Consider the following 24,830-nt stretch of genomic DNA (forward strand, 5'->3'; position numbering starts at 1 on the left):
ATTTGTGATCATCATTCAACAAGAAAATTTAGACCTTCTAGACTTGCAAGCAGAGAGTTAAGCAGTCTAGAAGTGTTCTTATGAAAATTCTAGTCATTGAAGACGATGAATTAACCGCTCAGGCACTCACGACCGTTCTCACCACTCATCATTATGTGGTCGAAATCGCAGAAACGGGAAAAGCGGGATTAGCACTCTTAGATAGTTTTGAATATGATCTTTTAATCTTAGATGTCGGACTCCCGGACTTGAGCGGCATCGAAGTCTGTCAGCAGATCCGATCGAACTCCATCCAACTCCCGATTCTGCTTCTGACCGCCCACGACAGCCACCACGATCGCGTATTAGGGCTGGATGCCGGAGCCGATGATTACCTGGTTAAACCCTTCGACGAAGAAGAATTAGTGGCTCGAATTCGCGCCTTGTTCAGACGCGCCAATGCGGCATCCTCTCCGATCCTCGAATGGGAAGAGTTACAACTCAACCCCAGCACTTGCGAAGTGCAATATCACGCGACCCCGCTCATCCTGACTCCGAAAGAATATGCGTTGCTTGAACTGTTTCTACGAAATGGGCGACGTGTGTTTAGTTGCAGCAGTATCTTGGAGCATCTGTGGACGTATGAAGACATGCCCGGTGAAGAAGCTGTTAGGACTCACATTAAAGGCTTGCGGCAGAAACTGAAGTCCGTAGGCGCACCCGCCGATTTGATTGAAACCGTGTATGGCATTGGATATCGTTTGAAGCCGCTCAGTTCAGCCTCGACAGATTCTGCTAATCCGATCGCACAAGAACTTCGATCGAAGCTTAACGCTATTTGGAACAGCTACAAAGACCGCGCAAATCAACAGATCGGTGTGATCGAGCAAGTGGTTTGCCAAGCGAATCTGGAACTTCAAGCAGCAGCAGCACAGCAAGCCCATACATTGGCAGGATCATTAGGGACATTTGGCTTTCCTGAAGGCTCACAGATTGCCAAAGAGATTGAATTGCTCTTAACGAAACCATCTCTAAAAGCGAAAACCTTGAGTCACCTTAGAGAGCTTGTCTTAACTTTGCGCCGAGTAATTGATCTTCCTACTTCCGCCAATGAATCAATCTGTTCAGAACCAACAGGAACGCTTACCGAATCAAGATTGCATCAGCCTTTAATTTTAATTGTTTCACGCGATCGCACTTTCATTGAGCTACTTAAAAAAGAAATACTGCTCTGGGGCTATCAAAGTACGATCGCTTCAACACTCAAAAATGCGACTAAGCTCTGTGAAAACGAATCTCCTAGCCTAGTTCTACTTGATTTAGACTGCTTTGATGCGCTAGAAGCTGGACTCGAATTGCTCTCAACCTTTCAAAACTATTCCCCTGCGATTCCCACGATCGTGCTTACGGCTCGAAATGACCTTGCTGAACGCCTGGAAGTCGCCCGTAGAGGTGGACGATTGTTACTGGATCGATCCACTCCAACATCACAGATTCTAGATGCGATCGCTCAAATCATCCAGCGAGTTTCACCGACTCAAGCGAAAGTGCTTGTTGTCGATGATGATGTGGCACTGTTAAACGCATTAACCGCTGTGCTGCAACCTTGGGGATTGCAAGTCTTTACCCTCAGCGATCCGCATCGTTTCTGGAACACTTTAGAAACCGTAAAGCCAGATATAGTGGTGCTTGATCTTGAATTTCCTGACGTGAACGGCATTGAACTCTGCCAAGTTGTTCGCAGTGATTTGCGCTGGAATCAACTCCCGATCGTCATTCTTACTGCCCATTCAGAATCTGAAACGATCGCTCAAGTGTTTGCGGCTGGAGCCGATGATTTTGTTAGTAAACCGATTGTAGAAGCAGAGCTAGTAGCGCGACTGCTCAACCGATTGGAACGAGTGAAATTACTGCGGCAATTGCTAGAAATTGACCCGCTGACCGGAGTTACAAACCGACGGAAATCGACCCAAGAGCTAGAAGCATTCTTTCGATCGTCCGAACACTCCCATCAACCGATTGCGATCGCGGTAATTGATGTAGATCACTTACGCGATGTGAATGCGGAGTATGGTCATGCCGCCGGGGATGTAGTGTTGCGGCAGTTGGGTCATTTGCTGCGACAATCCTTCTGTAGTGAGGACGTTGTCGCTCGCTGGGGCGGCGAAGAATTTGTGATCGGGATGTATGGAATGACTCGCGAAGCAGGAGTACAGCGTCTCATTAGGGTACTCGAACATATTGACCAACACGCGATGCGGATTGATACTGGAGAGACAGTCTCTGTCACCTTTAGTGCAGGGGTCGCCCAGTATCCTGAAGATGGCAAAGATCTCAGAACCTTGTATCGAGTGGCAGATCTCGCACTACGTCAGGCAAAACAACTGCGAGAAAAAGCTTATCCCCAGAGTTCAATTAGTTCGATTCTTCCTGCTGAACCAAAAACTTCCTTGGAAGTTTGATTCTGTTTCCTCACAAGTTCCTCACAGTCTTTTCGTAGGTTAAACCTAGAGCGATTTCGCTCTGCTCGAATCGAAACAAGACAGGAGAGCATAGGATGTCGATGACTGACGGACAACCCTTGGAAGAACAATTGCGGCAATCAACGACACAACAACGTCTTAATGAAGCGCATCGTAATCAAACCGTTCATCGTCGGGCTGAAGATGCCCTAGACACTCTGCAAGCTGATGATCTTGACGAAGCCGCACGAGAATCTGTCACGCAGGAACGGCACTCAGAAGAACAATTGCGAGAAAAAGCTCATCTGCGATTGCCAAATTTGCAGATGCAATCGAAACTGCCAGACACTCATCTTGAGTCTACTTAACTGATTCGAGCAAAGTTGTTAGGTTTAGACTACTCAGAATACTAGATTTAATGGGGCGCTTTTCGTCCCAAAATATCAAGGATGAATAAAAATCTAGTACGGGTGAAGATGTCAAAATCTCCAAGGTTCTTAAAGCAGTTTCTTTATCTTCAAAACTAAGAAAATAAACTGTATCATCAAAAACAACTGGCTTGTTTTGAATCGAACCAATCAACTTGAACTCTAGCTTCTTATAAAGTCCACAAATTGCAATTTTCCAGGGTGCAAAGGTATATGCACCAACACCGAAAATAGAGAATTTAGGATGATTGTGATATATCTTACTTTTTCTACTCGCCAATTGCTCTGAATGAGATTCTAAATATTTCCAGGTTTTAGGAGCTAGTGAACGTATAGGCTCAGTCGATTCACCCACAAACTTTTGAGTTACGAGAACAGATTTATCTGTTGTTGCTATTCGGTCTTGAGCAATATCAGAGCCTTTTAATAACGGAAAGAGATAAGCGTCTTCGAGATCGATCGCTTCTCCAAGTCCATTGACAAAAGTATCACCAAACTCTCGAAATTCCATCACTTTTGAGCAATCGTGCTTAATTCCCGATCGCCATTTAGTTCCCGACTCAGGCGCATAAAACCGTCTTAGTTTCTCAAAAGCATCAATGTCTCTAACAAGCCGATGATTTCGATATCCAATTCGATAGTATGTTGTGCTTTCAAGACTATCAAACACATTGCAATAGTAGTTTCTTGAGGTTGAATCAAATCTGCAATACAGTAAACAAGCTTCTACATCTGCATCAAAATGCTTCTTGGCATCAATTTTATAAGTTGCACAATCAGCAAGACTAAGCTGCCGAGAATGAAGATAGCTTAATATCTTTCTGGAAACTGATGTCTTACAGAGCATTGCCAGAGTTGAATCGCGACCCTGTAGCCATAGAATAGTCTGGATCAGCATCCATTCTGAGATATCAAAATTGCTTTTTCCTGTGATGGCATCCAAGCCATTGTGATTCTGGAAGTTGCTTTTTAGGGGGAGGTTTTCGCCTCCAATGCTGCCTTGTTGTGCATTTGTTACCCAGGGAAAGTTGCCCAGCACTAAGATGTTCCCTTTCAATTGATTAATCCAGGATGACCAATCAAATCGAAAGAAATCTGCCTGTTGAAGATCAATTCTTTGATCTTGCAGCAGTTGTTTATTTTCCTGAATTTGATGAATGTATTGCTGATTGATCTCGATTCCAATAATTCTACTTGCTGAGCAGAATGAGCTAGATGCAGCATTGATAAAATTGCCTACTCCACAAGTTGGCTCAACCACTATATCAGGACAAACATCTAACTTGATTAGTCGCTGACAGACTTTTTCTGCAAGTCCTAGTGGAGTTTGAAAATCTCCATACGCTACTTTTGTTTTCTGAGAACTACTAATCATGAACTTGTTCTATAAACTGCGATAATTCCTTTTTCTTGTCCTGCCCGATCGATGACTCTTCCATACTGAAGCCGCCACTGTAGCGCATTAGAAATCGTTAGAAAGCCTTGAGCGGGAGGATTACGCATAATCTCATCTGCAATGTTAGAGGCTTCAATGTCATCCACTGGAAGATTACGATCGAGCATAAAAGCAATTAGATCATCTCTGTTGCCTTCATTTTCTAAGATATTACGAATTCCACGAGTCATCTGGAAGTCTGCTGTCTTCTCAGCACTAACAAAAATTGTATGCAAAATGTTTAGTGTGGCAGTTCGATTGTCGCTATTGTCTGCTTTATCGTAAACGAAAATAAGTAATGAGTACCCCAATCCATAGATTTTTTGCCTTGCTGACTTAAAAGGGCAAGATGATTGAGGCTGTTTGATGCTGGTCACTTTAATGTCAACAAACAATCCTGGAAAATCGATCCCACTTGCAGAATTGCCTTCTACAAATTCATAGCGCTCTTTTAGATAAAGCCTAAATTTTTGCTCTAAGTAGGTTCCAACTGCTTTTCCATCAGTAATACCGTAAAGTAGAGGTTCTGGATGTTGAGACTCAACGGCTGAAAACACAGTTGCTTCTGAACACAGCATTTCGATCGTCAGAACTGGCATACCTTAAGAAAAATGAATGCTAAGTATCATAGCCCGAAACTTGGGAAGCGATCGTGAAATAGAATGTTGCTCCTCGATCGACAATTCCTTTCGCCCAAATCTGCCCTTGATGCCGATGAATGATTCGTCGAGCCGTCATTAATCCAATGCCATTTCCGGGAAATTCTTCTTGAGTGTGGAGGCGTTGGAAGGCTCCAAACAAGCGATCGACCTGTGACATCTCGAACCCTGCTCCATTGTCTTGAACAAAGAAAACATTCGGTTCTATTTGTCCAAATTCAATCTCTGCGATCGCTTTCTGACGGGTATATTTCCAAGCATTTCCGAGTAAGTTCTCTAGTGCAACTCTTAGTAAGCGGGCATCTCCGTGACAAGATAGTTCTGGGTGAATTGTGATCCTTGCAACTCGATCGGACTGTTGTTGGAACTCTTGCACGATCGACAGCGCCATTTGACTCAGATCAACCGCTTCTGGATACATTTCAGCCCGAATGATCCGCGAAAGCTTCAACAGGTCTTCGATCAAATCTCCCATGCGTTGAACAGAGAGTTGAATGCGATCGAGATAGTCTTTTCCAGTTTGACCTAGCTCAGTCTCGTCAAGTAACAACTCACTAAAGCCTTTGATCCGTCTCAGAGGTGCGCGAAGGTCATGAGAAACAGCATAGCTAAACGCTTCTAATTCTTGATTGACGAGTTCGAGTTGAGTGGTGCGCTCGGTGAGGCGTTGGTTCAAAACGGCTTGGGTATCTGCGTAGTTTTGAAGCGCGATCGCAAATTGTTTTCGCTCTGTGATGTCTTCAAGAATCAGCAATAAACCACTCGGTCGCAAATCTTGAGATTGATAAAACAAAGGTTCAAATCTAAGTTCAAACCAGCGATCGAGTTGAATCACTTCAAAGGGTGCTGTTTCGGAGGTTTGAATCGTTTGAAGCTCCTGATTCCATTGGGATTGATCAATCCAAGTTGGTACTAATTTGGACTGTAGAATCGTTCCAACTTGAACATTGAGCCATGTAGAGGCGATCGGGTTACAGAACCAAATAAAGCCATCCAAATCAGAAGCCAGTAACCCGATCGACAAATTTCGAGCGATCGCAGCTTGAGCCGCATGAGATCGCCCAAATTGTTCTGCTAAAGTTGCCAGTTGTTTCGCTCTCTGCATTGAAATAGGTTGTTGTGCAAGCTTCTGGGTTACAAGAGCATCAGAAGCAGGACGATTGACGAGATCGGGATAATAACGCTGCCATAGTTCTTGAACTTGATGTTGTAGCACTGCATTTAAGCTCAGTCGCTCTTGAAGAATGCGAATGCTGACAATCAAAATAATCAAAACAATCGGAGCCGCAACAGGAAGCCAAATCGCACCAAGTTTTAGAGCAAGTAGGGAAAAGAGGAACCATGCGATCGCAAAACTAATTCCAATCCAGAATTGTGCTGATGTTCTTAGTCGATCGAGCCATACACTGAGACTTAATGCAGCGAATAATTCAACAATCCAAATATTCGGAACTCTCCGAAGTAGATTGCCTTGAAGTAGATTGTTGATCAAAGTTGCATGTAAATAGATGCCACTTGTGGGTACTGTGCGATCGAACGGAGTGATCAATTCATCCAGCCCTGTTGCAGTTACACCAACTAAAACAAGTTTGTTTTGAAAGCTTTGTCCTGGAACTTGACCGCGAACAACATCGATAAAAGAATAGCTAGGAATGTGTTTGCTGGATCTTAACCAATTGATTAAAAGCGATCGATTAGAGGTCGGTAAAGTGATTCCTTCTTGCACTAAAGCATCGGTTTGTAAGGTCGCGATCGCAAAAGCAGGAATGTTATGTACAAAAGCTCGAACACTGCGAGAAATCCCATCCACATCAATCTGCTTTTCAATATGTCCGATCGCACTTGCAACTTCTTTCAGCGACTTAACAGGCTCTAAATTTACTCCAATACTATCTCTTGCACCTGCTAGTACAACTCTTCCGTGTTGCCCGATCGCAGTTGCTAAATCCGCATCTTCTAAACTGGGTTCTGACCAGATTAAATCAAATGCAACCACATCCGCCTCACTTAGAACATTCAATAATTGAACATACTGCTTGCGATTCCACGGAAAACGTCCGATCTTTTCTAAACTTCGATCGTCAATTTGAACTACTACAACGCGATCATTCCAAGTCTGTTCGCCCCGCATCCAAAACAAAGTTTGATACGCCAATTGCTCGACAGGCTGTAAGATGCCAATCCAGGATAAAAGCGCGATCGTCACAATCGAAATCAATCCAGGTAAAAGCCTTCGTCGTAGATTACTGAAACGCCAGATCATAGCCTTGTCGTCGTCCTAGCGGAGTCACGACCGTTACCCGAATTGTAGGAAACGAGATCGTATCCAGTTCGACACTAAATCTACCATTGCGATCGGTGTTCTGCTCGATTCCATTCACCAAGACACTATTGACCGGATCGACTTGAGCACTCAGGCGCAGTCGTCTCACGCCTTGATCGATACTCCGAACAAATTCATATTTCAAGCTCGTATCATTCGTAATCGGCACTGGTTCAGACGGTGGCTCTCCCGGAATCGTAAAGTTCTGAAACCCGGAATTAACCATCACGTTTTGTCCTTGTGCGATCGATTCCACTTTCCCTTGCTTGGTCGCAATGCTCATCTTGCCACTGCGCTGAACATTGATGCCAAATTGTGTTCCTCGCACTCCTGCAACTCCCGCAGGGGTTTCAATGTCAAGCTGAGAATCAGGATTGCTCAAGGGACGAACTTTGAGTTGAACTCGTCCCGTCGGCACAACCAATCGTGTGACTCGTCCCCCATTTGCAGTGGATTCCAAGGCGCGAACATTAACTCTGGTGCGTTCGGAAACATTCACTTGTCCGATTCCTAAATCGATCGCTAAAACAACGCTCGAATTGTTACCCGTAGTGACTCCATCTCCTACCGCTTGCAATCGATCGCTCGATCGAGCCGCTCTTGAATTGCCGCCCTGCCAAAATCTGACCTGTCCATTCAACTGCTGTAAACTTAGCCAGCGATTGATTCGGACTCGTATCTCTCGTGCTTCTACGATCGAGATCATTCCCACGATCGATAAAAGCAGTAGACCACCCACTTTTACTGTTTTCGGAGTATTAGCCAAATTTCTAACAGCCTTCATAGAATGCTATTTTTGACGATCGCGAACCACTGAAAATAGAAAGGTAGAAGCCCAGACAGTCAGCTTCTACCCCAGCCTCAAGAAACAATATGTTTCTTCCTTAAGCAGATTAAAAGAAGCAGGGTGAAAAACTGGTGAAACATTTATAGTTGTTTAGATGAAATTCTAAGACCAACCGAGAGCCGTTGCAACTTGATCCGATAACAACGCTGGATCAAACGGTTTAGTGATTACTGCGATCGCGCCAGATTCGATAAATTTTTGCTGTTGGGCAATCTGTGTTTTAGCAGTCAAAAAAATCACTGGAATCTGAGCAGTCTTTGGATTCTCTCGAAGTTTCTTCAAAGTCATTGCTCCATCCATATCAGGCAGCATCATATCCAGCAAAATGGCATCTGGTTGCTCTGATTCTGCTTTCTGTAAGCCTTCTAGTCCGCAGACTGCGACACTCACCTGCATTCCGCCAACCAGTTCTAATGTGGCTTTAACGACCAGCCGAATATCAATCTCGTCATCAATCAGGAGAATGTGCTGCATAGTACTTAGATGGGCAATGTAAAATAAAACGTGCTTCCGACTCCTAACACACTCTCAACCCAGATCCGTCCACCGTGTTGCTGAACAATACTTCGACAGATTGCAAGCCCTAATCCCGTTCCACCTTGTTGTCTCGAATCAGACGCATCGACTTGTTGAAACCGCTCAAAGATTCGCTCGATCTTATCACTCGGAATGCCACGACCTTGATCTTTCACTGCAATCCGAACCTCTCCAGAAGCTCGCTCTGCGCTGAGTTCGACTGTTCCATTCGTAACAGAGAACTTAATTGCATTGCTTAAAAGATTGGTCAACGTTTGTAAAATTCGATCGTGATCCACAATCACAGTTACAGATAGCACTTGGCAATCAAATTGAATGTTCGCTTCATCTGCACTGCCCTGCATCACTTCAACAGCTTGTTGCATTAAATCTGCTAGATTGCAAGACTGCCGAGAAAGAGTAATTTCGCCTGCATTCAGTCGCTCTAAATCGAGAATGTTATTGATCAATCGCATCAATCGATCGGTATTCTTCACTGCAACTTCGAGAAAGGGCAAACTCGCGTCTGGTAGTGCTCCGAGCTTTCCCATCAACAATAATCCAAGTGAAGCACGAATCGAAGTTAATGGAGTCCGAAGCTCATGACTCACGATCGAGATAAATTCGTCTTTCATCTTTTCAACTGCGCGGAGTTCGGTAATGTCCCGAACAATCCAAGACTGTCCGGTGATCATGCCATTCGACGATCGCACAGGCGAAATGGTGAGAAATACATCGATCGCTTGTCCATCTTTGCGGTGATGAATGGTTCTTTGCTGTTCTGTGATCGGACGAACTAAGGACTTGATCCATTGCCCAATTGCTTCTGCTCTGGAGTAACCATACATTGTTTCGGCTCCTCGATTCCAACTCAGTACCATTCCATCTAAGCTTGTACTGATAATCGCATCATTGGAAGATTCCACGATGGCAGCAAGTTGTTGCAAAGATTCATTTGCGATTTGCAACTCTGCGGTGCGTTGTTGAACTAAGACTTCTAATCCTTCATACGCTTGCCGCAAATCGGCTTCTGCTTTCCGTTTCGCACGCCGGATTTCAGCATCTCGTAGTTCTCGCTCGATCGCAGGCACTAAACGGCTCAAACGGTCTTTTAGCAGATAGTCCTGTGCGCCAGATCTCATGATGGCAGTGGCAGTCTCTTCTCCCATCACGCCCGAAATCACAATGAACGGGATATCTAACTGTGTGGTTTTTAACAGTTCTAAAGCTTCTTGAGCCGTAAACTTGGGCAAAACATAGTCCGCAATAATTAAATCCCACGGCTGTTTGGTAAGAGCAAGATGAAGCGCTTCAAGGGTTGCTACACGTTCAGACATGAGATGATACCCTGCTTTGCGAAGGACACTCAGGAGCAGAATTGCATCGTCTTCTGAGTCTTCGATTAAAAGCAGGCGCAAGGTATCGATCGAGATCTGCGTGGAGCCTTTCATTATATTTGTTAAATCGAAAAATCTGCGCTGTAGACAAAGTACGAATAGGCAGTCTGTATTCAGTATGGAATAACACGGTGAAAAACTGGAGAATCTTCAGCTTAAAAAAATCCTGCAAGAGTTTTTCTTACAGGATGAAAGGTTGAGATTAGAACAGAAGTGCGATCGACACTACGATCGCCAAACTCTCTCCCCGTCTCAAACAGTTGCTCAAGACATTTAGAACAATACAAAAACAAAGAGAAAATCCAGTGAATGATTACAGAGAAGGCAGAACAGCATCTTGTGAGGCTGCGATCGCGGATTGCTGGATCACTTGCAATCTGGAAATTCGATTAAAAATCCGAGTGGCTAAAACTGAGGGTACTACGGGTTTCATCAGGTAATCATCCGCACCAATTTCAAACACTTGGCTCTGAGTCTGAAAGTCCTGACACACGGTTAAAAAGATAATCGGCAGCCATCGCCATTGTTCACTTGCCCGAATCGCTTTACAAAGTTCAAGCCCATTCACTTCGGGCATCTGAACATCGAGCAGCACGAGATCGGGCTGAATCTCGTTTAGAGCCTGCCAGAGTTGGCTCGGTGAATGCAGCGGAATGATCTCGACTCCCAAAGGACGCAAAACTTCCTGTAAGAGAACAATCAAAGATTCATCATCATCGATCGCTAAAACTCTAGCTTGAATCGGTCTCTCAGAAACACTAGCAGCCTGAAATTTTGGTTCAACTGTTCTCACTTGATCTTGAACCTTTAGATAGTGCTGGAGGTACTGAATCAATTCGTCAGTTCGCTCGATCTCTTGGCAGTCTGTTAAATCGCCAGATTCAAACAAGTGTTCCAGTTGCAAGGCGACTTGTGACCCTTCCGAAAAGCCGAACATTCCAAGTGCACCTGCTAACCGATGTGAGCTTTGAGCCGCATCCGATCGCAGTTTCTCTGAAAATTCTCCTCGCTTGAGTACATTCACGGCAGATTGCAGCACACTCAGTCGATCGAAGCTCAATCCTTTCACCTGTTGCCAAATTTCCGCCACGATCGCTTGAGTTCGATCGGCTTTTGGTGTTGGCTCTTCAACCTGCGGACTCAGCCCATATCCCTGACCATACAGCGTTTGAATCAGATGCTCTGCCCCAAACGTTCTTAGAGCGCGACGAATCCCTTTGATATGGGCTTTGATCGTTGATTCATCCGGTGGCTCATCTTCAAGTGACCAAAGTCGATCGAGGATTTCCCGCCGACTAAAAATTCGCTGCGGATTGCGGAGAAATAACTCTAACAGTGCATATTCTTTGGGTCGTAAATTCAAAGTTTGATCTGCATAAGCGATTCTGCGTCGATCGGGTTCTAGTCGCAACTTGCCCCAGGTCAAAATCGGAGCAGAACTGATGCCACGTCGCTGGAGTGCTCGGACTCGTGCGATCAACTCCTCTGGATCAAAGGGCTTCACCATATAGTCATCTGCCCCAGCATCCAGTCCCAATACTCGGTCTGCTTGCTCACTCCGAGCCGTTAACAGCATGATCAAAATATCTTGCTTATAAGCTCTGACCTTGCGACAAAAGCTGATGCCATCTAACTTCGGCAACATTACATCTAGCAGGATTAAATCATACGGACAAACCTGTAGCAGTTCCCATCCTTGTTGTCCATCAATCGCAACATCAACCACATGACTTTGGTTCACGAGGGTAGATGCCAGCACAGTCGAAACTTGCAGATCATCTTCAACTAATAAAATTCTCATCGCTTCACAAGGCTTATCAACGCCAAGTCGGTTGACACAATTGTTCTGTCTTGCAACGGTTCTATCTTGCAACAGTTCTATCTTGGAACAGTACTGTACGAGTTTCAGGATCTCTGCTTAGGTATACCAGATCTTGAACCCTAAAATCAGCCATCCAAATCTATTGTTGACAACACGATACGTAAGTTGCAATCTGCAAGTGTTCAACAATGCTTCTCTGGGTCATCTGAGCCGTAGTCTCTACATCAACTGGAATTAGGCAATTGAGGGTTTGATAGTATTCGACGATCGCAGATAGTTCTGGTGAATGCGATCGCGTGAGATAAATTGCTCGAACTTGCGGATAGCCCATGTATTCCAAGAACAGATTGAGCGATTTTGCTTGGGGAACACAAATCGGAAAATCGGTGAGAATCCAGCCTTGGCGGGCATCGGGTTGTCGCAGTCGAACTTCCAACATCGCAAGTTTGACAGCTTCTTGTGAAGTAAGTGCACCAGGTTGCTGAATGGTTCGGAGTTCTTCACTTAAGCGATCGCGCATAAATTGTGAAAATAATCGCTGCATCGAAATTTGTGGAATTCCTAACCGTTCTGATAAGACTAACGCTTGTCGATCGACGGTCTTAGGGTCAAGCCCTAGAAAAATAAACTGCATCGTCATTGTCCTGTTTGCCATCCATGATTGAGTCAATCGAACTTGCTGATTTTTATATGAGAGAACAATAGGAGAAGAAAGTGAAAAACATGGGAAAGGTCGATCGCGACCTCAGCGGCTTGCAGAATCGCCGCGATCGAGCATGAATGAACACGCCAAAATTCATCAAGCTCGATCGCAATAATCCGAGAGCCAATGTATGACAATAACTAAGATAAATATTGCTCAATCATTTCCAACACGTTTGTAATCGAACAAGGCTTTAGTAGAGAAGCTTCTGCATTCTCCCGAACAGAATTAAAGCGATCATCTTCATCTGCATTTCCTGTGAAAAAAAGGAGAAAATTTATACTACCATCAGAAATTCCGCCATAAAGCGTAATCTGTGTTAGCCCCAATTAAACCGGTTCAATTCTGCGAAATAGATAAAGCTACAACAGAAATCCAAACGAAACCCTCTAAAATGTATTGGATTTAGAGAAGAGAGCAGATTGAGACTATGCCCCGTCGCCAAGACCTACACAAGATTCTGTTAATCGGTTCCGGTCCGATTGTGATCGGGCAAGCCAGTGAGTTTGATTATTCTGGGACTCAAGCCTGCAAAGCCCTCCGAGATGAAGGGTTTGAAGTGATTCTAGTCAATTCAAATCCGGCAACGATCATGACTGATCCGGAGACTGCCGATCGTACTTATATTGAGCCGCTAACTCCTGAACTGGTTGAGCAAATTATTATCAAAGAGCGCCCAGATGCGTTGCTGCCCACGATGGGCGGTCAGACTGCACTGAATTTAGCAGTGTCTCTGGCGAAAAGTGGTGTTCTAGAAAAGTACAACGTTGAATTGATTGGGGCGAAGCTGCCTGCGATCGAGATGGCGGAAGATCGCAAGTTGTTCAAAGAAGCAATGGAGCGAATCGGGGTCGGAGTCTGTCCGTCTGGATTGGCAGAAACACCCGAAGAAGCAAAAGCGATCGGGCAACAAATTGGTTCGTATCCGTTGATTATTCGTCCTGCATTTACAATGGGCGGTTCTGGAGGTGGGATTGCGTACAACCAACAAGAATTTGAGGAAATTGCTCAGTCTGGACTAGATGCCAGCCCAGTTTCGCAGATTCTAATCGAGAAGTCGCTGCTCGGTTGGAAGGAATATGAACTCGAAGTCATGCGCGATCTGGCGGATAATGTCGTGATCATTTGTTCGATCGAGAACCTAGATCCGATGGGAATTCACACCGGAGATTCGATCACGGTCGCACCCGCGCAGACGTTAACCGATAAGGAATACCAAAGACTTCGGGATGCGTCGATCAAGATTATTCGCGAAATCGGAGTAGAAACAGGCGGATCGAATATTCAATTTGCGGTGAATCCGGTTACAGGTGAAGTAGTTGTCATCGAAATGAATCCGCGTGTGTCTCGGAGTTCCGCACTGGCTTCTAAAGCGACTGGATTCCCGATCGCAAAAATGGCAGCCAAACTCGCAGTCGGCTACTCGCTTGATGAGATTCCGAACGACATTACGAAGAAAACACCCGCAAGTTTTGAACCCACGATCGATTATGTCGTGACCAAAATTCCTCGATTCGCATTCGAGAAATTCCCCGGTTCACAACCGTATCTCACCACTCAAATGAAATCGGTTGGGGAAGCAATGGCGATCGGGCGAACCTTTCAAGAATCGTTTCAGAAAGCATTACGATCGCTCGAAACCGGGCGGGCAGGATGGGGCTGTGACAAGCAGGAAGTGTTGCCGAGCCTAGAACAAATTCGCTCAGGATTGAGAACGCCAAACCCCGATCGTATTTTCACCGTTCGACACGCGATGCTGATGGGAATGCCCGTCGATGAGATTTTTGAACTGACGAATATTGATCCCTGGTTCCTCGATAAATTAGCGGATTTGCTTGAAACTGAAAAAGCTTTAAAGCGATCGAGCCTCAAAGATTTGACGATCGAGAAACTGTTGGCAATCAAGAAAAAGGGATTTAGCGATCGGCAAATTGCATTCGCAACGAAGACTACTGAGGACGAAGTTCGCGCCTATCGGAAATCTCTAAATATCATTCCGGTTTACAAAACGGTCGATACTTGTGCGGCAGAATTTGAAGCGTTCACACCTTATTACTATTCGACCTACGAAGAAGAGAACGAAGTTTTACCTTCAACGAAGCGGAAAGTGATGATTCTCGGTGGTGGACCAAACCGAATTGGACAAGGAATCGAGTTCGATTATTGTTGCTGTCATGCGTCGTTTGCACTGCGCGAAGATGGCTTTGAAACGATCATGGTGAACTCGAATCCTGAAACCGTTTCGACCGATTACGACACCAGCGATCGACTCTATTTTGAGCCGTTAACCAAAGAGGATGTGCTCAACATTATCGAAGCGGAACAGCCCGAAGGTGTAATTATCCAATTCGGAGGACAAACGCCGCTCAAACTGGCAGTTCCACTCGATGAGTTTCTAAAACAAGGAACTGTGCCAACGAAAATTTGGGGAACTTCACCGGACTCGATCGATACTGCCGAAGATCGCGAACGATTTGAGAAAATCCTGCGCGAGTTGAACATTCAACAGCCTGCGAACGGGATCGCCCGCGATTATTCGGATGCGAAAAAGGTTGCCCGCGAAATCGGCTATCCGGTTGTTGTTCGTCCGAGTTACGTTTTGGGTGGACGCGCAATGGAAATCGTTTACTCGGATCAAGAACTCGAACGCTATATGATGTACGCGGTTCTGGTTGAGCCAGATCATCCGATTTTGATCGATCGATTTCTCGAAAACGCGATCGAAGTCGATGTCGATGCGATCGCGGATCAAACTGGAACGGTCGTGATCGGCGGCATTATGGAACACATTGAACAAGCAGGAATTCACTCCGGAGATTCGGCTTGTTCGATTCCGACGGTGACTTTAAGTAAGGAAGTTGTCGATCAGATTCGCACTTGGACGATTCAACTTGCAAAAGCGCTGAAAGTCATCGGTCTGATGAACATTCAGTTTGCAATTCAAGGCGATCAGGTTTACATCATCGAAGCCAATCCACGCGCCTCCCGAACGGTTCCATTTGTCTCCAAAGCGATCGGGATTCCCTTGGCAAAACTGGCATCTCGAATCATGTCGGGTAAAACCTTGGCGGATCTCAACTTCACCGAAGAAGTGATCCCCAAGCATATCTCTGTGAAAGAAGCGGTTCTGCCGTTTGACAAATTCCCAGGAACCGACACGATTCTCGGTCCTGAAATGCGATCGACCGGAGAAGTAATGGGGATCGATTCTGATTTCGGAAAGTCCTATGCGAAAGCGGAATTGGCAGCGAGTCAGCGGCTCCCCCGTCAAGGAACCGTTTTTGTATCGATGAACGATCGAGAAAAAGCCGCAGTCGTTCCTGCCGTAAAAGAACTGATAGAGCTTGGGTTCAAAGTGGTCGCCACTTCTGGAACTCGCAAAGCGCTAAAAGAACACGGTCTCGATGTGGAACTGGTTCTAAAACTGCACGAAGGAAGACCACACGTATTGGATTCCATTAAAAACGAGCAGATTCAGCTCATCATCAACACACCCGCTGGACAGGAAGCGCATGAAGACGATCGTTTAATTCGTCGAACCGCGTTAACGTACAAAATCCCAATGATTACCACGATCGCAGGTGCGAAAGCGACCGCAGCAGCAATTCGATCGTTGCAGGCTGAGAAATTAACCGTGACCTCGCTGCAAGAATATCTCGATCGGTAGACTCAAATCTTGCACCACTCTCAACAAGACCATTTTTAGCTGTTTCGTTCACCGCTGCATCCCGCCCTCGATTGAAATCGGGGCTAATGAAGGAAAGTCCACTGAAGTGGACTCAAGCCCCGCACTCTGGCTCTTAGTCCTCTTTAGAGGAGTTTCCTCCATTAGCCCGGAGATTGATCTCCGGGTGGGGCAGTGGACTGAACGAAAGACTTGCAAATCCGCTAACTGAGAGTGGTGCAAGATCTCAGTAAAACTTTTGGGAGCGATATTCGATCGATTGCCGCTCCTCTACCAGTTGATAGATGACAATTCCGGAGACAACCTTGTATTCGTAGAAAACAATTTACGGAAGCGTCGGCATCAGATTTATCTCTATGGCATCTCACTCGCTTCATCTAAATATTAAAGTTTTGTAAAGAATTCTCATAAACATGCTTATTGTCACTCACCTAGAGGAATTTTGCTTAAACCTGCTATTCTGTCTCACAGAAAACAGCAGAAAAAATTATTCTTGATAGCCTATTCTCTATATTGAGAATCAATCCTAAAAGCCGCTCATTTACACGCAATGTTATTAATTTTTTCACTCAGAATCTTTACAAAGATTAATCAAATAGTGGATAATTCTTAAAACAATTGTTCGGCGCTGCGGTGAAAGAGAATGTTAGAAGCAGCACCACTGTCTCTCCCTCATTCCCTAAGTAAGTCCATAAGTAAGTTAAGTTGCACCTGCCCAATTCGAGAACGATCGCTGTTCTCCTGATCCCCTTCATCGATTTTTTCTCATCATCGCTCTGACTCTCACTTATCTTCTTCCATCACACCGACTAACGTTCCTATGAAAACTGCTCAAACTCCTACAGATTCCGTTCGGGCTTACCTGCGTGAGATTGGTCGTGTGCCGCTATTGACACACGAACAAGAAGTGGTGTATGGCAAACAAGTTCAGCGACTTGCGATCGCGAACTCCGTGAAAGCGGCTCTAGTCGAAAAGCTCGGAAAAGCTCCCGACGATACAACCTGGGCAAAGGCAGCGGATCTGTCTGAAACCGAACTGCGACAAGTTTTGGCAGAGGGCGAACTCGCGAAACGTCGCATGGTTGAGGCAAATCTGCGTCTCGTCGTGTCTGTTGCGAAGAAGTACACCAAGCGAAACGTCGAGTTGATGGATCTGATCCAAGAAGGCACGATCGGGATGCAGCGCGGTGTCGAAAAGTTCGATCCGACGAAAGGCTATCGATTCTCGACTTATGCGTATTGGTGGATTCGGCAAGCGATCACAAGAGCGATCGCGGAAAAAGGTCGGACGATTCGGCTCCCGATTCACATCACTGAGAAGCTGAACAAAATTAAAAAAGCACAGCGCAGTTTATCGCAACAATTAGGACGAGCCGCAACGCTGTCTGAATTAGCGACTGAATTAGATTTGCCTGTCGCCCAAGTACGAGACTATCTCGAACGCGCACGAGTGCCATTGTCGTTAGATTTGCGCGTGGGTGATAACCAAGATACCGAATTAGGCGAACTGCTCGAAGATCCAGGAGTGTCGCCAGAAGAGTTCACGACTCAAACTTCGTTGAAATTGGATCTGGATGCGCTGATGGCGGATCTGACTCAACAACAGCGAGAAGTGCTGATTCTGAGATTCGGACTGGATGATGGCAAGGCTTTGACTTTGGCAAAAATTGGCGATCGCTTAAATATCAGTCGCGAACGAGTGCGCCAAATCGAACGCGAAGCCTTGACGAAATTGCGGAAACGCAAAGGTGATATGGGCGAATATCTCGCAAGCTAGAGCGATTTAATTCTTAAGGTAGTTCGATCGAGCTTTTCCCCCTTGATACAGTCAAAAAATCTTCTGCACAAGGTGAAAGTTATGCTCGATCGCACGATTCAATTAAGCGAGTGCAATCTTCATTATCAACAGTGTGGGCAGGGGTGTCGATCGCTGCCCATTTTGTTTCTTCACGGTTGGGGAATTTCGGCTGAACCGTATGGAGAAGTTTTAGAACAGCTTGGAAAAGTACACCCGGTTTATGCGCCTGATTTACCGAGTTTTGCGCGTTCAACCTACGACAAATTCATTCCAGACTATAAGAGTTATGCAGCGGTCTTAATCGAGTTTCTAGACGCGATGAATTTGGAACAGGTGCATTTAGTGGGGCACTCGTTTGGGGGTGGAATTTCATTGACGATCGCGGCTTTGTTTCCCGATCGAGTCAAGAGTCTTGCACTGCTTGGAAGTACTGGGATTCCAACGGTTTCAGTGCCAGAGATTATTCCAAGACGCGGGATAGAAATGACCGCGCAGTTGTTTTTACCGAAACTGGAATTGAAACTGTTAACGATTCCAAAAGTGTTTACACACAATATTTTGTTCAATACTGCGAATTTGCTTCAGGCATTATTGCTTTCGTTATATGCGGATTTAAGACATTTACTGCCGAATATTCAGGCTCCAGCATTGTTGTTGTGGTCAGACAAAGATTTAACTGAACCGTTAGCGATCGCGAATGAAATGGCAACCTTGCTTCCCAATTCAAGATTAGCGATCGTGCCTGAAGGGTTTCATGAATGGGGGCTTTGGTATCCAGAGAAATTCACATCAATGGTATTGGAATTCACTCAGCAGGTTGAAAGCTATTCGTTCATTTCTCGGTAAGTTGCCACCGCAGACGGAGAAACACGATTCAAGTAACGGAAAATCCAATACTTAAAAATCGTATCGAGAATCACTGGGAAAGTCGCGATAAACAAGAAGATAAAATCGCGATTCGCAGGTAAACCAAAATGTCTAGAAATCCCTTCGAGAATGATTTCCCAACCGTGAGGTGAGTGGAATCCAACGAACACATCCGTAAACAGAATAATAATAAAGGCTTTAGCACTATCACTTAGACCATAAACGGTTTCATCCATGAAGGATTTGAGAATTTCAATCTCGCGTTTACCGTTGAGTAGAACCAATACAAATGCGATCGTACCTAAGATATCTGCAATCCAGTTCTTAATCGCATTTGAGCTTTGATTCGAGAACGTTTCCGCGATTTCGGTCGCCTTCCGACGCACTCGAACTTCGACTTCTTCAGTTCGTTCTTTCGTTCGCTCTACAACTTCTTCGGGCGTTAGAACATTGCGCTCAAGCGTTTCTTTAATAAAGTTCTCAAACTTCAGGCGTTCCTCGTATCCCTGCATTTCCCGCAGTGCTTCTTCTGCCATTTCACCGTTTAAGAAAATGCGATCGGGATTTTCAATTTTGAACTGATTTGAAATCCAAGCGCCCGGAGGTAGAGCGTTTGTCAGCACAAAATTTCGAGTAACTTGCTGAACTAATAACGGGATCAGAATCAAGATCAAAACAAAGCGAACCGCTAACAAAGTTTTCACTTTAGAAACTCGGTAGCTTTGAACGACTTCGACTTCTGATTTGGGATCAAGATCGCGTCTTAAACGTTTTAAAGTTGCGAGAATCGATCGTGGAAGTAAACCCGTTTTATCAGAAATACTTTCAAAATCTTCAGAAGATGTAGTCGTGATTGAAACTTTTTCAGTATCAGAATTGGTTGAACTTCGATTTGTATTTTTTTTCTCAAGTCCACCATTCATTTCTGTATTGAGCAACGATGGCGAAACGGCTTCGAGTGTTAATTGTTCATCTGCATATCGAGCGAGAATTTCATCAATAAATCGTAGCTTTTCTAAAGTAATGGCTGGCTTATCTCGAACCGTTGGCACAAATCGAGCCGATCCAATTTCAGCAGTCTCGATCGTCCGGATTTCTTGCACTTTTTTATTCGGATTTGTAATCGCCAGCGCTGCCCGACTTTGACGAAACTCGGTCAATCGCATCCGAATGAGTCGGAGATATTTTTGCAAGTCAGCCGCGAAATAATCGTAAGCACTGCCTCGAAGTTGAGTCGATTGAGGAGATATTTTTTTCCCGCTGAAATGCTCATTCTCGATCGCTTTAATTTTCAGCGCGGCATCGTAGGCTTGGTCAAGGGCACGATCGGGGGTTTCGAGATACCATTGCTCAGCCCGACGCACATAAGCTCTCAGTTGAGACAGTAGCGAATTGTTGTTCATAGCTTAGAACGGCTGCAAAGTCGGAATTGAAGGGGGTGTCTAATGTTACAGAGTAGCGGATGAATAACGTCGATCGATCCATTCTAAAGCTGCTTTTTTCAGAAGGTTTAGGATAGAAGGAGCATCTTAAGGAAGCGAATCGTATCCTAGCAAATTCGATCAAGGGAATTTCGTGCAAATGCAAACAGTTCGGTCACTTTGGATTCAAGGCGCGTCGAGAACTGGGAAAACAGCGCGTCTGATTGCTCAGGCGTGTGAGTGGCTACGGGTGAAAAGATCCGGAATTTTAGTCCTAGCAGCGATCGGAGATAATCGACTGGATTTAAGCGATCGATTAACTGATGCGACTCAGGGAAAATTCCCGTTCCGAGCTACAACGCCGCTAGGATTTTTTGAAGATGAAGTCACACTTTTCTGGTCGCTATTGGTTCAACATCTGGATCTGAAGGCTCAGTTTCCGGTGAGATTGCGTCCTGAAAATGAGCAGGAATTAGCGACGAAATTATGGCGCGTGGAGTTAGATAGCGCGATTGCAGAGTCGGGAATTCCTGAAGCGCGATTGGTTCGTCGAGTGCTGGATTTAATGCAGCTTGGCTCTCTGAGCGGCGTTGCGATCGATGAAATTCCTGCAATGCTGAATCAGGGATTGCCCAGATTAGAGGAAGAATTTTCTGAATTGCCTTTGTCGCCTGAAACGATCGGGGAGATGATGCAGCGTTGGCGATCGTGGTGTTTGCGACGTGGATTATTAACGTACAGTTTGATTACTGATTTGTACGGGCGTTATCTCTTACATGATCCAACGTATCAACAGCATCTAATCGAACGATATCAAATTGTGATTGCAGATGATGTTGATGAGTATCCTGCGATCGTGCGTCAACTGTTTGAATTTTTGATCGATCGACAAGTTCGATGTGCATTTGCATTTAATCCAGATGGAGCGGTGAGATTAGGATTGGGAGCCGATCCGAATTATTTAATGGAATTAAGCGATCGCTGTTCCGTGATCAAATTAAGCGATCGAACAAATTCTTGCTTAATGGATGAACTTGGAGAGTCAATTTTAGATTTAGTCACCGATCCGGTTTTCTTTGCCAGTTTGCCGGATTCAATTCAAACGATTCAAACCACAACTCAGGCGCAGTTAATTCGCCAAACCGCAGAAATTATTATCAAAGGGGTGCAATCGGGAGCCGTTGAGCCGCGTGATGTTGCCTTGATTGGTCCTGGGATTGATCCAATTTCTCGATATGCGTTTCGGGAAATTCTCATGCGCCAGAATATTCCAGTCGAGTTTCTGAATGACCAACGACCGCTTGCGAGTAGTCCGATCGTGCGATCGCTCCTCACACTTCTCACGCTGATTTATCCCGGACTCGGACGATCGACAAATCGAGATACGATCGCAGAAATGCTCGTGATTCTCAGTCAAAAATCGGAATCTCCTGTCAGTTATGCGATCGATCCAGTTCGAGCGGGATTACTCGCGGATCACTGTTTCGAGCCGCATCCAGAGCAACCCCGTTTACTGCCTGCAAATACATTTCCCCGCTGGGATCGATTAGGTTATCAAGCTTCTGAAGCGTATGAAAATCTGGTGCGATGGATTGAATTACAGCGATCGCAGTTAGCAACGCGCATGATTGCATCTCCGGTAGTAATGCTCGATCGAGCAATTCAAAAATTCTTTCTGGGTGGCAGTCATCTTCCGTTTGATCAACTGGCGGGACTACGCGAACTGATGGAAACGGCTCAACATTATTGGGAAGTAGACGATCGACTTAGACGCAGTGATCTCAGCGATGCTCCTCAATCGTTGACGGTGCGGAATTTTATTCACTTGCTTAGAAATGGAACTGTGACTGCGAATCCGTTTCCGGTGCGGTTAGTTCAGCCGAATTCGGTCACATTGGCGACGGTGTTTCAGTACAGGTCTGTCCGTCGATCGCATCGATGGCAATTTTGGCTAGATGCGGGTTCGTCTCGCTGGCTTAGTGGAGTCGATTCGCTGTTTGCGGCTCCGTTATTTCTCCAAGATTGGTCGGGGCAAGTTTGGGATGTGGAAGATACGCAGCAAATGAACGAACAGCGACTAAGACGAATTCTGCTCGATTTATTGGGTCGCACAGAAGAGCGATTGTTCTTGTGTTACAGCGATCTTTCGACCAGCGGACAGGAACAAACAGGAATCTTGACTTCGCTGGTTAATGCGGCGATTCCCGTGAGTTAGAGGATGTTTGAAAAGTATAGAAAGACTCTTCGCTGCGATTGCATTCCGCCCGTGATTTCCAATCACGGTCTATCGGAAAAAGTCCACTAAAGGGGACTGAAAGCCAATCGTCATATACTCCTCAGTCTGTTTCAACAGACTTTGTTCCGATAGCCCCGAATTCCATTCGAGGGGCGATTAATGCGATGAACGATTACTTCTCAAACATCCGCTTAGAGAATTGCTGTTGAAAGTATTGGTGGTATAGTTCGCAGCGAAGCGTGACTTGGTTCTCTTGGAGGTTCACCAGTCCCATACTGTTCAACTTAAAGAGTTGTTTTGAGGGTAACTGTAGCGGTTGGCGGAGCACGAGTTGCCGTATCCCATCGAGTAACTCTGGATAGGCTTCGAGGTTTCTTAAATGCCGCTGCAAATGATCTCGGAAAATTCCAGCTTCTGTCGCTGCCTGCTGCAATATCTGATTCAGGTCAGTGTTGGGTTGAGCAACGTAATACAGCAATACTCGCACTAAGTAGGGATGACCACTTACCAATGCAAGTAAGGCGCTAAAACTGGGCTGTTCGATCGCAGATAGATTTAATCCATGTCGATCGATAAGTTCTTGTATTTGAACAGCATTAAATTCCGGTAGCTCGATCGCCAGTCCGACATTGAACGGCGATTTGTTGACATCTAAGGGAATATAAACTTCAGTAGAATGCGCCAAGACTAACCGTAATTTTTTCCAAATTGCTCGACGCTTTGCTTCTTCGTGCAGGACTCGCAGCAGTCCAAAGAAATCATCCGCAATCTCCAAAGACTCAAAGACACGATCGACTTCATCGAGTCCCAGCGTCAGTGGTGTCTCTAGTTGCGCTAATAGATGTTCTTCCAGGTATGCTTTACAACACTGATTACTACCAATCACATCAGCTAATTGCCAGTACTGCATTAGTTTTTCTTGATCGAACATTCCTAACGCGAGACTGATACTCGAACAAAACCAGAGCAGAAAGGTATCTGAATCGCGAAAGATGCGCTGATTTGCCAGTTGAAAACTAAGAACCACTGTACGATCGCCCAATTGTTCTGCACGCTGAAGAATTCGCGCCATGAGTGACGTTTTGCCCATCTGACGCGGCGCTCTAATCCGAATTAAGCAACCCGGTTGCTCGATCGCGCCATGACACAGAGATTCGATCGGCGGTCGATCGATATAAAAACGCGAGTTTAGATCCACCTGTCCGCCTGGAATTTCGGGTGCTGCAACTGGGAGCGGTTTGCTATCTGAAGGATGTTGTGCGATCGCATCCCAGGAAATTGCCAATTCATGCTCAGACGGTAGCGCGATCCGTCTTTCTGCCAGCACTTGTAATAATGCTTCTGTCAATTTGGTCATGCGATCGCTCGAATGCCACTGCCAAAGTTGAACACCCCGCAGATAATTGAGCAAATCAAACGAAAATTGAAACTGCGGAGAGAGATCAACGCAAATCGGTAAAATCGCAATCTGTTGAGATTGTTTGACGAGTTGAATTTCATCTAATACTAATTCACCGATCGCAGATTGTTCATTGAGAAGCAGAAGAAAATAGTGCGTTGCGAAGCCGTTTCCCCTTTGGGGTAATCGCGCTAGTGGTTCGGACAAATTCGGATTACCCCACAGAACCTCGTGACCCTTTGCTGTCAGGGCTTGCTGGATGGCTTGCACAATATCTGGCGCGATCCCATTCGCCTGGAGTAGAACTGTCGCAGTTTGAGTTCCTTTCCACAGGCAGCGGAGTTTCTAATTCGGCAATCTCCCGCCATTCCTGAGCCAGCACCTGACAAATCTCTACAAAATTCACAAAATCGACGGGTTTACCATTGAGGAAATGACTAATGGTAGATTGAGCAACGCCAAGCTGTTCCGCCAGAATCCTTTGACTGGGAAATCCGTGGCGCAGCAGAGATGCTTTCACATCGGGAATCAGAGTTGGACGAATTCTAAGCGATCGCGGCATAACCAAGCTTGAGAAAATCACCTCCCTATCTTTACTCAATTAATGAGTCTCGATGAAAAGTCAATCAATTCTCGAATTTCTCACGCCATAACTCAAATGTCGATCGCATTAGATGAAAGAGCAATAGCTTCCTGCGTGAATGCCTGAGCGAATAGAATTCGCGGCTACACAAACGAAGTCCGCCTAACGCGGACTCAGAAAAAATGGCTGTTAGTGTACGAAGGTACACTTTGTCTGTGTAGCCCCGAATTCCATTCGGCGGGCATCTCTCGGATTCACGCAAGAAGTCTA

The 24,830-nt window shown here is 45.4% G+C and carries 17 protein-coding genes; 6 read left to right on the forward strand and 11 right to left on the reverse strand.

Features of this window, described 5'->3' with window-relative positions; translation table 11 throughout:
* Positions 1–80: 80 nt before the first annotated feature.
* Both ACQ4M5_RS16325 and ACQ4M5_RS16330 read left to right on the forward strand, forming a co-directional pair.
* Positions 81–2,441: a response regulator gene (locus tag ACQ4M5_RS16325; RefSeq protein WP_430676702.1), complete on the forward strand. Its 2,361-nt coding sequence runs from the start codon at positions 81–83 to the stop codon at positions 2,439–2,441.
* 95 nt (positions 2,442–2,536) lie between these two features.
* Positions 2,537–2,809 carry a hypothetical protein gene (locus ACQ4M5_RS16330; RefSeq protein ID WP_430676703.1) on the forward strand — a complete coding sequence of 91 codons (273 nt, stop codon included), beginning with the start codon at positions 2,537–2,539 and terminating at the stop codon, positions 2,807–2,809.
* On the opposite strand, the gene ACQ4M5_RS16335 is transcribed toward ACQ4M5_RS16330, so the two are convergent.
* The 8 genes from ACQ4M5_RS16335 to ACQ4M5_RS16370 form a co-directional block, all read right to left on the reverse strand.
* The gene (locus tag ACQ4M5_RS16335) at positions 2,802–4,244 is read right to left on the reverse strand and encodes an SAM-dependent methyltransferase (RefSeq protein WP_430676704.1); all 1,443 of its coding nucleotides are present in this window, start codon (positions 4,242–4,244) and stop codon (positions 2,802–2,804) included. The genes ACQ4M5_RS16330 and ACQ4M5_RS16335 overlap by 8 nt on opposite strands.
* A complete protein-coding gene (locus ACQ4M5_RS16340) occupies positions 4,241–4,903 on the reverse strand; it encodes a restriction endonuclease (protein ID WP_430676705.1) in 663 nt (220 codons plus the stop codon). The genes ACQ4M5_RS16335 and ACQ4M5_RS16340 overlap by 4 nt, the downstream gene beginning before the upstream one ends.
* Before the next feature lie 19 nt (positions 4,904–4,922).
* Positions 4,923–7,226: a CHASE2 domain-containing protein gene (locus tag ACQ4M5_RS16345; protein ID WP_430676706.1), complete on the reverse strand. Its 2,304-nt coding sequence runs from the start codon at positions 7,224–7,226 to the stop codon at positions 4,923–4,925.
* The gene (locus ACQ4M5_RS16350; RefSeq protein ID WP_430676707.1) at positions 7,207–8,052 is read right to left on the reverse strand and encodes a FecR family protein; all 846 of its coding nucleotides are present in this window, start codon (positions 8,050–8,052) and stop codon (positions 7,207–7,209) included. The genes ACQ4M5_RS16345 and ACQ4M5_RS16350 overlap by 20 nt, the downstream gene beginning before the upstream one ends.
* Positions 8,053–8,235: 183 nt before the next feature.
* The gene (locus tag ACQ4M5_RS16355; RefSeq protein WP_430676708.1) at positions 8,236–8,607 is read right to left on the reverse strand and encodes a response regulator; all 372 of its coding nucleotides are present in this window, start codon (positions 8,605–8,607) and stop codon (positions 8,236–8,238) included.
* A gap of 5 nt (positions 8,608–8,612) precedes the next feature.
* The gene (locus tag ACQ4M5_RS16360) at positions 8,613–10,100 is read right to left on the reverse strand and encodes an ATP-binding protein (RefSeq protein WP_430676709.1); all 1,488 of its coding nucleotides are present in this window, start codon (positions 10,098–10,100) and stop codon (positions 8,613–8,615) included.
* Between the two features lie 259 nt (positions 10,101–10,359).
* Entirely contained in the window at positions 10,360–11,847 is a 1,488-nt protein-coding gene (locus ACQ4M5_RS16365) for a response regulator (RefSeq protein ID WP_430676710.1), read from the reverse strand.
* 160 nt (positions 11,848–12,007) lie between these two features.
* Positions 12,008–12,502 carry a hypothetical protein gene (locus ACQ4M5_RS16370; RefSeq protein WP_430676711.1) on the reverse strand — a complete coding sequence of 165 codons (495 nt, stop codon included), beginning with the start codon at positions 12,500–12,502 and terminating at the stop codon, positions 12,008–12,010.
* A 499-nt stretch (positions 12,503–13,001) separates the two neighbouring features.
* Between ACQ4M5_RS16370 and carB the strand changes: the two genes are divergently transcribed.
* The 3 genes from carB (at position 13,002) to ACQ4M5_RS16385 (ending at position 18,900) form a co-directional block, all read left to right on the forward strand.
* Positions 13,002–16,238 (forward strand): carbamoyl-phosphate synthase large subunit, encoded by a 3,237-nt coding sequence (gene carB, locus ACQ4M5_RS16375; protein WP_430676712.1) that lies wholly within the window; start codon positions 13,002–13,004, stop codon positions 16,236–16,238.
* Between the two features lie 838 nt (positions 16,239–17,076).
* Positions 17,077–18,033: an RNA polymerase sigma factor, RpoD/SigA family gene (locus tag ACQ4M5_RS16380; RefSeq protein WP_430676713.1), complete on the forward strand. Its 957-nt coding sequence runs from the start codon at positions 17,077–17,079 to the stop codon at positions 18,031–18,033.
* 81 nt (positions 18,034–18,114) lie between these two features.
* Positions 18,115–18,900 (forward strand): alpha/beta fold hydrolase, encoded by a 786-nt coding sequence (locus ACQ4M5_RS16385; RefSeq protein WP_430676714.1) that lies wholly within the window; start codon positions 18,115–18,117, stop codon positions 18,898–18,900.
* Here ACQ4M5_RS16385 and ACQ4M5_RS16390 read toward each other — a convergent pair.
* Positions 18,879–20,324 carry a proton extrusion protein PcxA gene (locus tag ACQ4M5_RS16390; RefSeq protein WP_430676715.1) on the reverse strand — a complete coding sequence of 482 codons (1,446 nt, stop codon included), beginning with the start codon at positions 20,322–20,324 and terminating at the stop codon, positions 18,879–18,881. The genes ACQ4M5_RS16385 and ACQ4M5_RS16390 overlap by 22 nt on opposite strands.
* Before the next feature lie 178 nt (positions 20,325–20,502).
* Here ACQ4M5_RS16390 and ACQ4M5_RS16395 point away from each other — a divergent pair, with 178 nt between their 5' ends.
* Positions 20,503–22,557: a recombinase family protein gene (locus tag ACQ4M5_RS16395; protein WP_430676716.1), complete on the forward strand. Its 2,055-nt coding sequence runs from the start codon at positions 20,503–20,505 to the stop codon at positions 22,555–22,557.
* Positions 22,558–22,750: 193 nt separating this feature from the next.
* On the opposite strand, the gene ACQ4M5_RS16400 is transcribed toward ACQ4M5_RS16395, so the two are convergent.
* Both ACQ4M5_RS16400 and ACQ4M5_RS16405 read right to left on the reverse strand, forming a co-directional pair.
* The gene (locus tag ACQ4M5_RS16400; RefSeq protein WP_430676717.1) at positions 22,751–24,184 is read right to left on the reverse strand and encodes an AAA-like domain-containing protein; all 1,434 of its coding nucleotides are present in this window, start codon (positions 24,182–24,184) and stop codon (positions 22,751–22,753) included.
* 7 nt (positions 24,185–24,191) lie between these two features.
* The gene (locus ACQ4M5_RS16405; protein WP_430676718.1) at positions 24,192–24,539 is read right to left on the reverse strand and encodes a hypothetical protein; all 348 of its coding nucleotides are present in this window, start codon (positions 24,537–24,539) and stop codon (positions 24,192–24,194) included.
* Between the last annotated feature and the right edge of the window lie 291 nt (positions 24,540–24,830).

Origin of the sequence: Leptolyngbya sp. AN10, from assembly GCF_050565645.1 — a bacterium.
GTDB lineage: Bacteria > Cyanobacteriota > Cyanobacteriia > Leptolyngbyales > Leptolyngbyaceae > Leptolyngbya.

Bases quoted from the DNA above. Each gene is read 5' to 3' on its own strand.
- ACQ4M5_RS16360 (WP_430676709.1), bottom strand. From the start codon at position 10,100: ATGAAAGGCTCCACGCAGATCTCGATCGATACCTTGCGCCTGCTTTTA.
- ACQ4M5_RS16380 (WP_430676713.1), top strand. From the start codon at position 17,077: ATGAAAACTGCTCAAACTCCTACAGATTCCGTTCGGGCTTACCTGCGT.
- ACQ4M5_RS16335 (WP_430676704.1), bottom strand. From the start codon at position 4,244: ATGATTAGTAGTTCTCAGAAAACAAAAGTAGCGTATGGAGATTTTCAA.
- ACQ4M5_RS16325 (WP_430676702.1), top strand. From the start codon at position 81: ATGAAAATTCTAGTCATTGAAGACGATGAATTAACCGCTCAGGCACTC.
- ACQ4M5_RS16345 (WP_430676706.1), bottom strand. From the start codon at position 7,226: ATGATCTGGCGTTTCAGTAATCTACGACGAAGGCTTTTACCTGGATTG.
- ACQ4M5_RS16405 (WP_430676718.1), bottom strand. From the start codon at position 24,539: ATGCCGCGATCGCTTAGAATTCGTCCAACTCTGATTCCCGATGTGAAA.
- ACQ4M5_RS16340 (WP_430676705.1), bottom strand. From the start codon at position 4,903: ATGCCAGTTCTGACGATCGAAATGCTGTGTTCAGAAGCAACTGTGTTT.
- carB (WP_430676712.1), top strand. From the start codon at position 13,002: ATGCCCCGTCGCCAAGACCTACACAAGATTCTGTTAATCGGTTCCGGT.
- ACQ4M5_RS16390 (WP_430676715.1), bottom strand. From the start codon at position 20,324: ATGAACAACAATTCGCTACTGTCTCAACTGAGAGCTTATGTGCGTCGG.
- ACQ4M5_RS16370 (WP_430676711.1), bottom strand. From the start codon at position 12,502: ATGCAGTTTATTTTTCTAGGGCTTGACCCTAAGACCGTCGATCGACAA.
- ACQ4M5_RS16330 (WP_430676703.1), top strand. From the start codon at position 2,537: ATGTCGATGACTGACGGACAACCCTTGGAAGAACAATTGCGGCAATCA.
- ACQ4M5_RS16395 (WP_430676716.1), top strand. From the start codon at position 20,503: ATGCAAACAGTTCGGTCACTTTGGATTCAAGGCGCGTCGAGAACTGGG.
- ACQ4M5_RS16385 (WP_430676714.1), top strand. From the start codon at position 18,115: ATGCTCGATCGCACGATTCAATTAAGCGAGTGCAATCTTCATTATCAA.
- ACQ4M5_RS16365 (WP_430676710.1), bottom strand. From the start codon at position 11,847: ATGAGAATTTTATTAGTTGAAGATGATCTGCAAGTTTCGACTGTGCTG.
- ACQ4M5_RS16355 (WP_430676708.1), bottom strand. From the start codon at position 8,607: ATGCAGCACATTCTCCTGATTGATGACGAGATTGATATTCGGCTGGTC.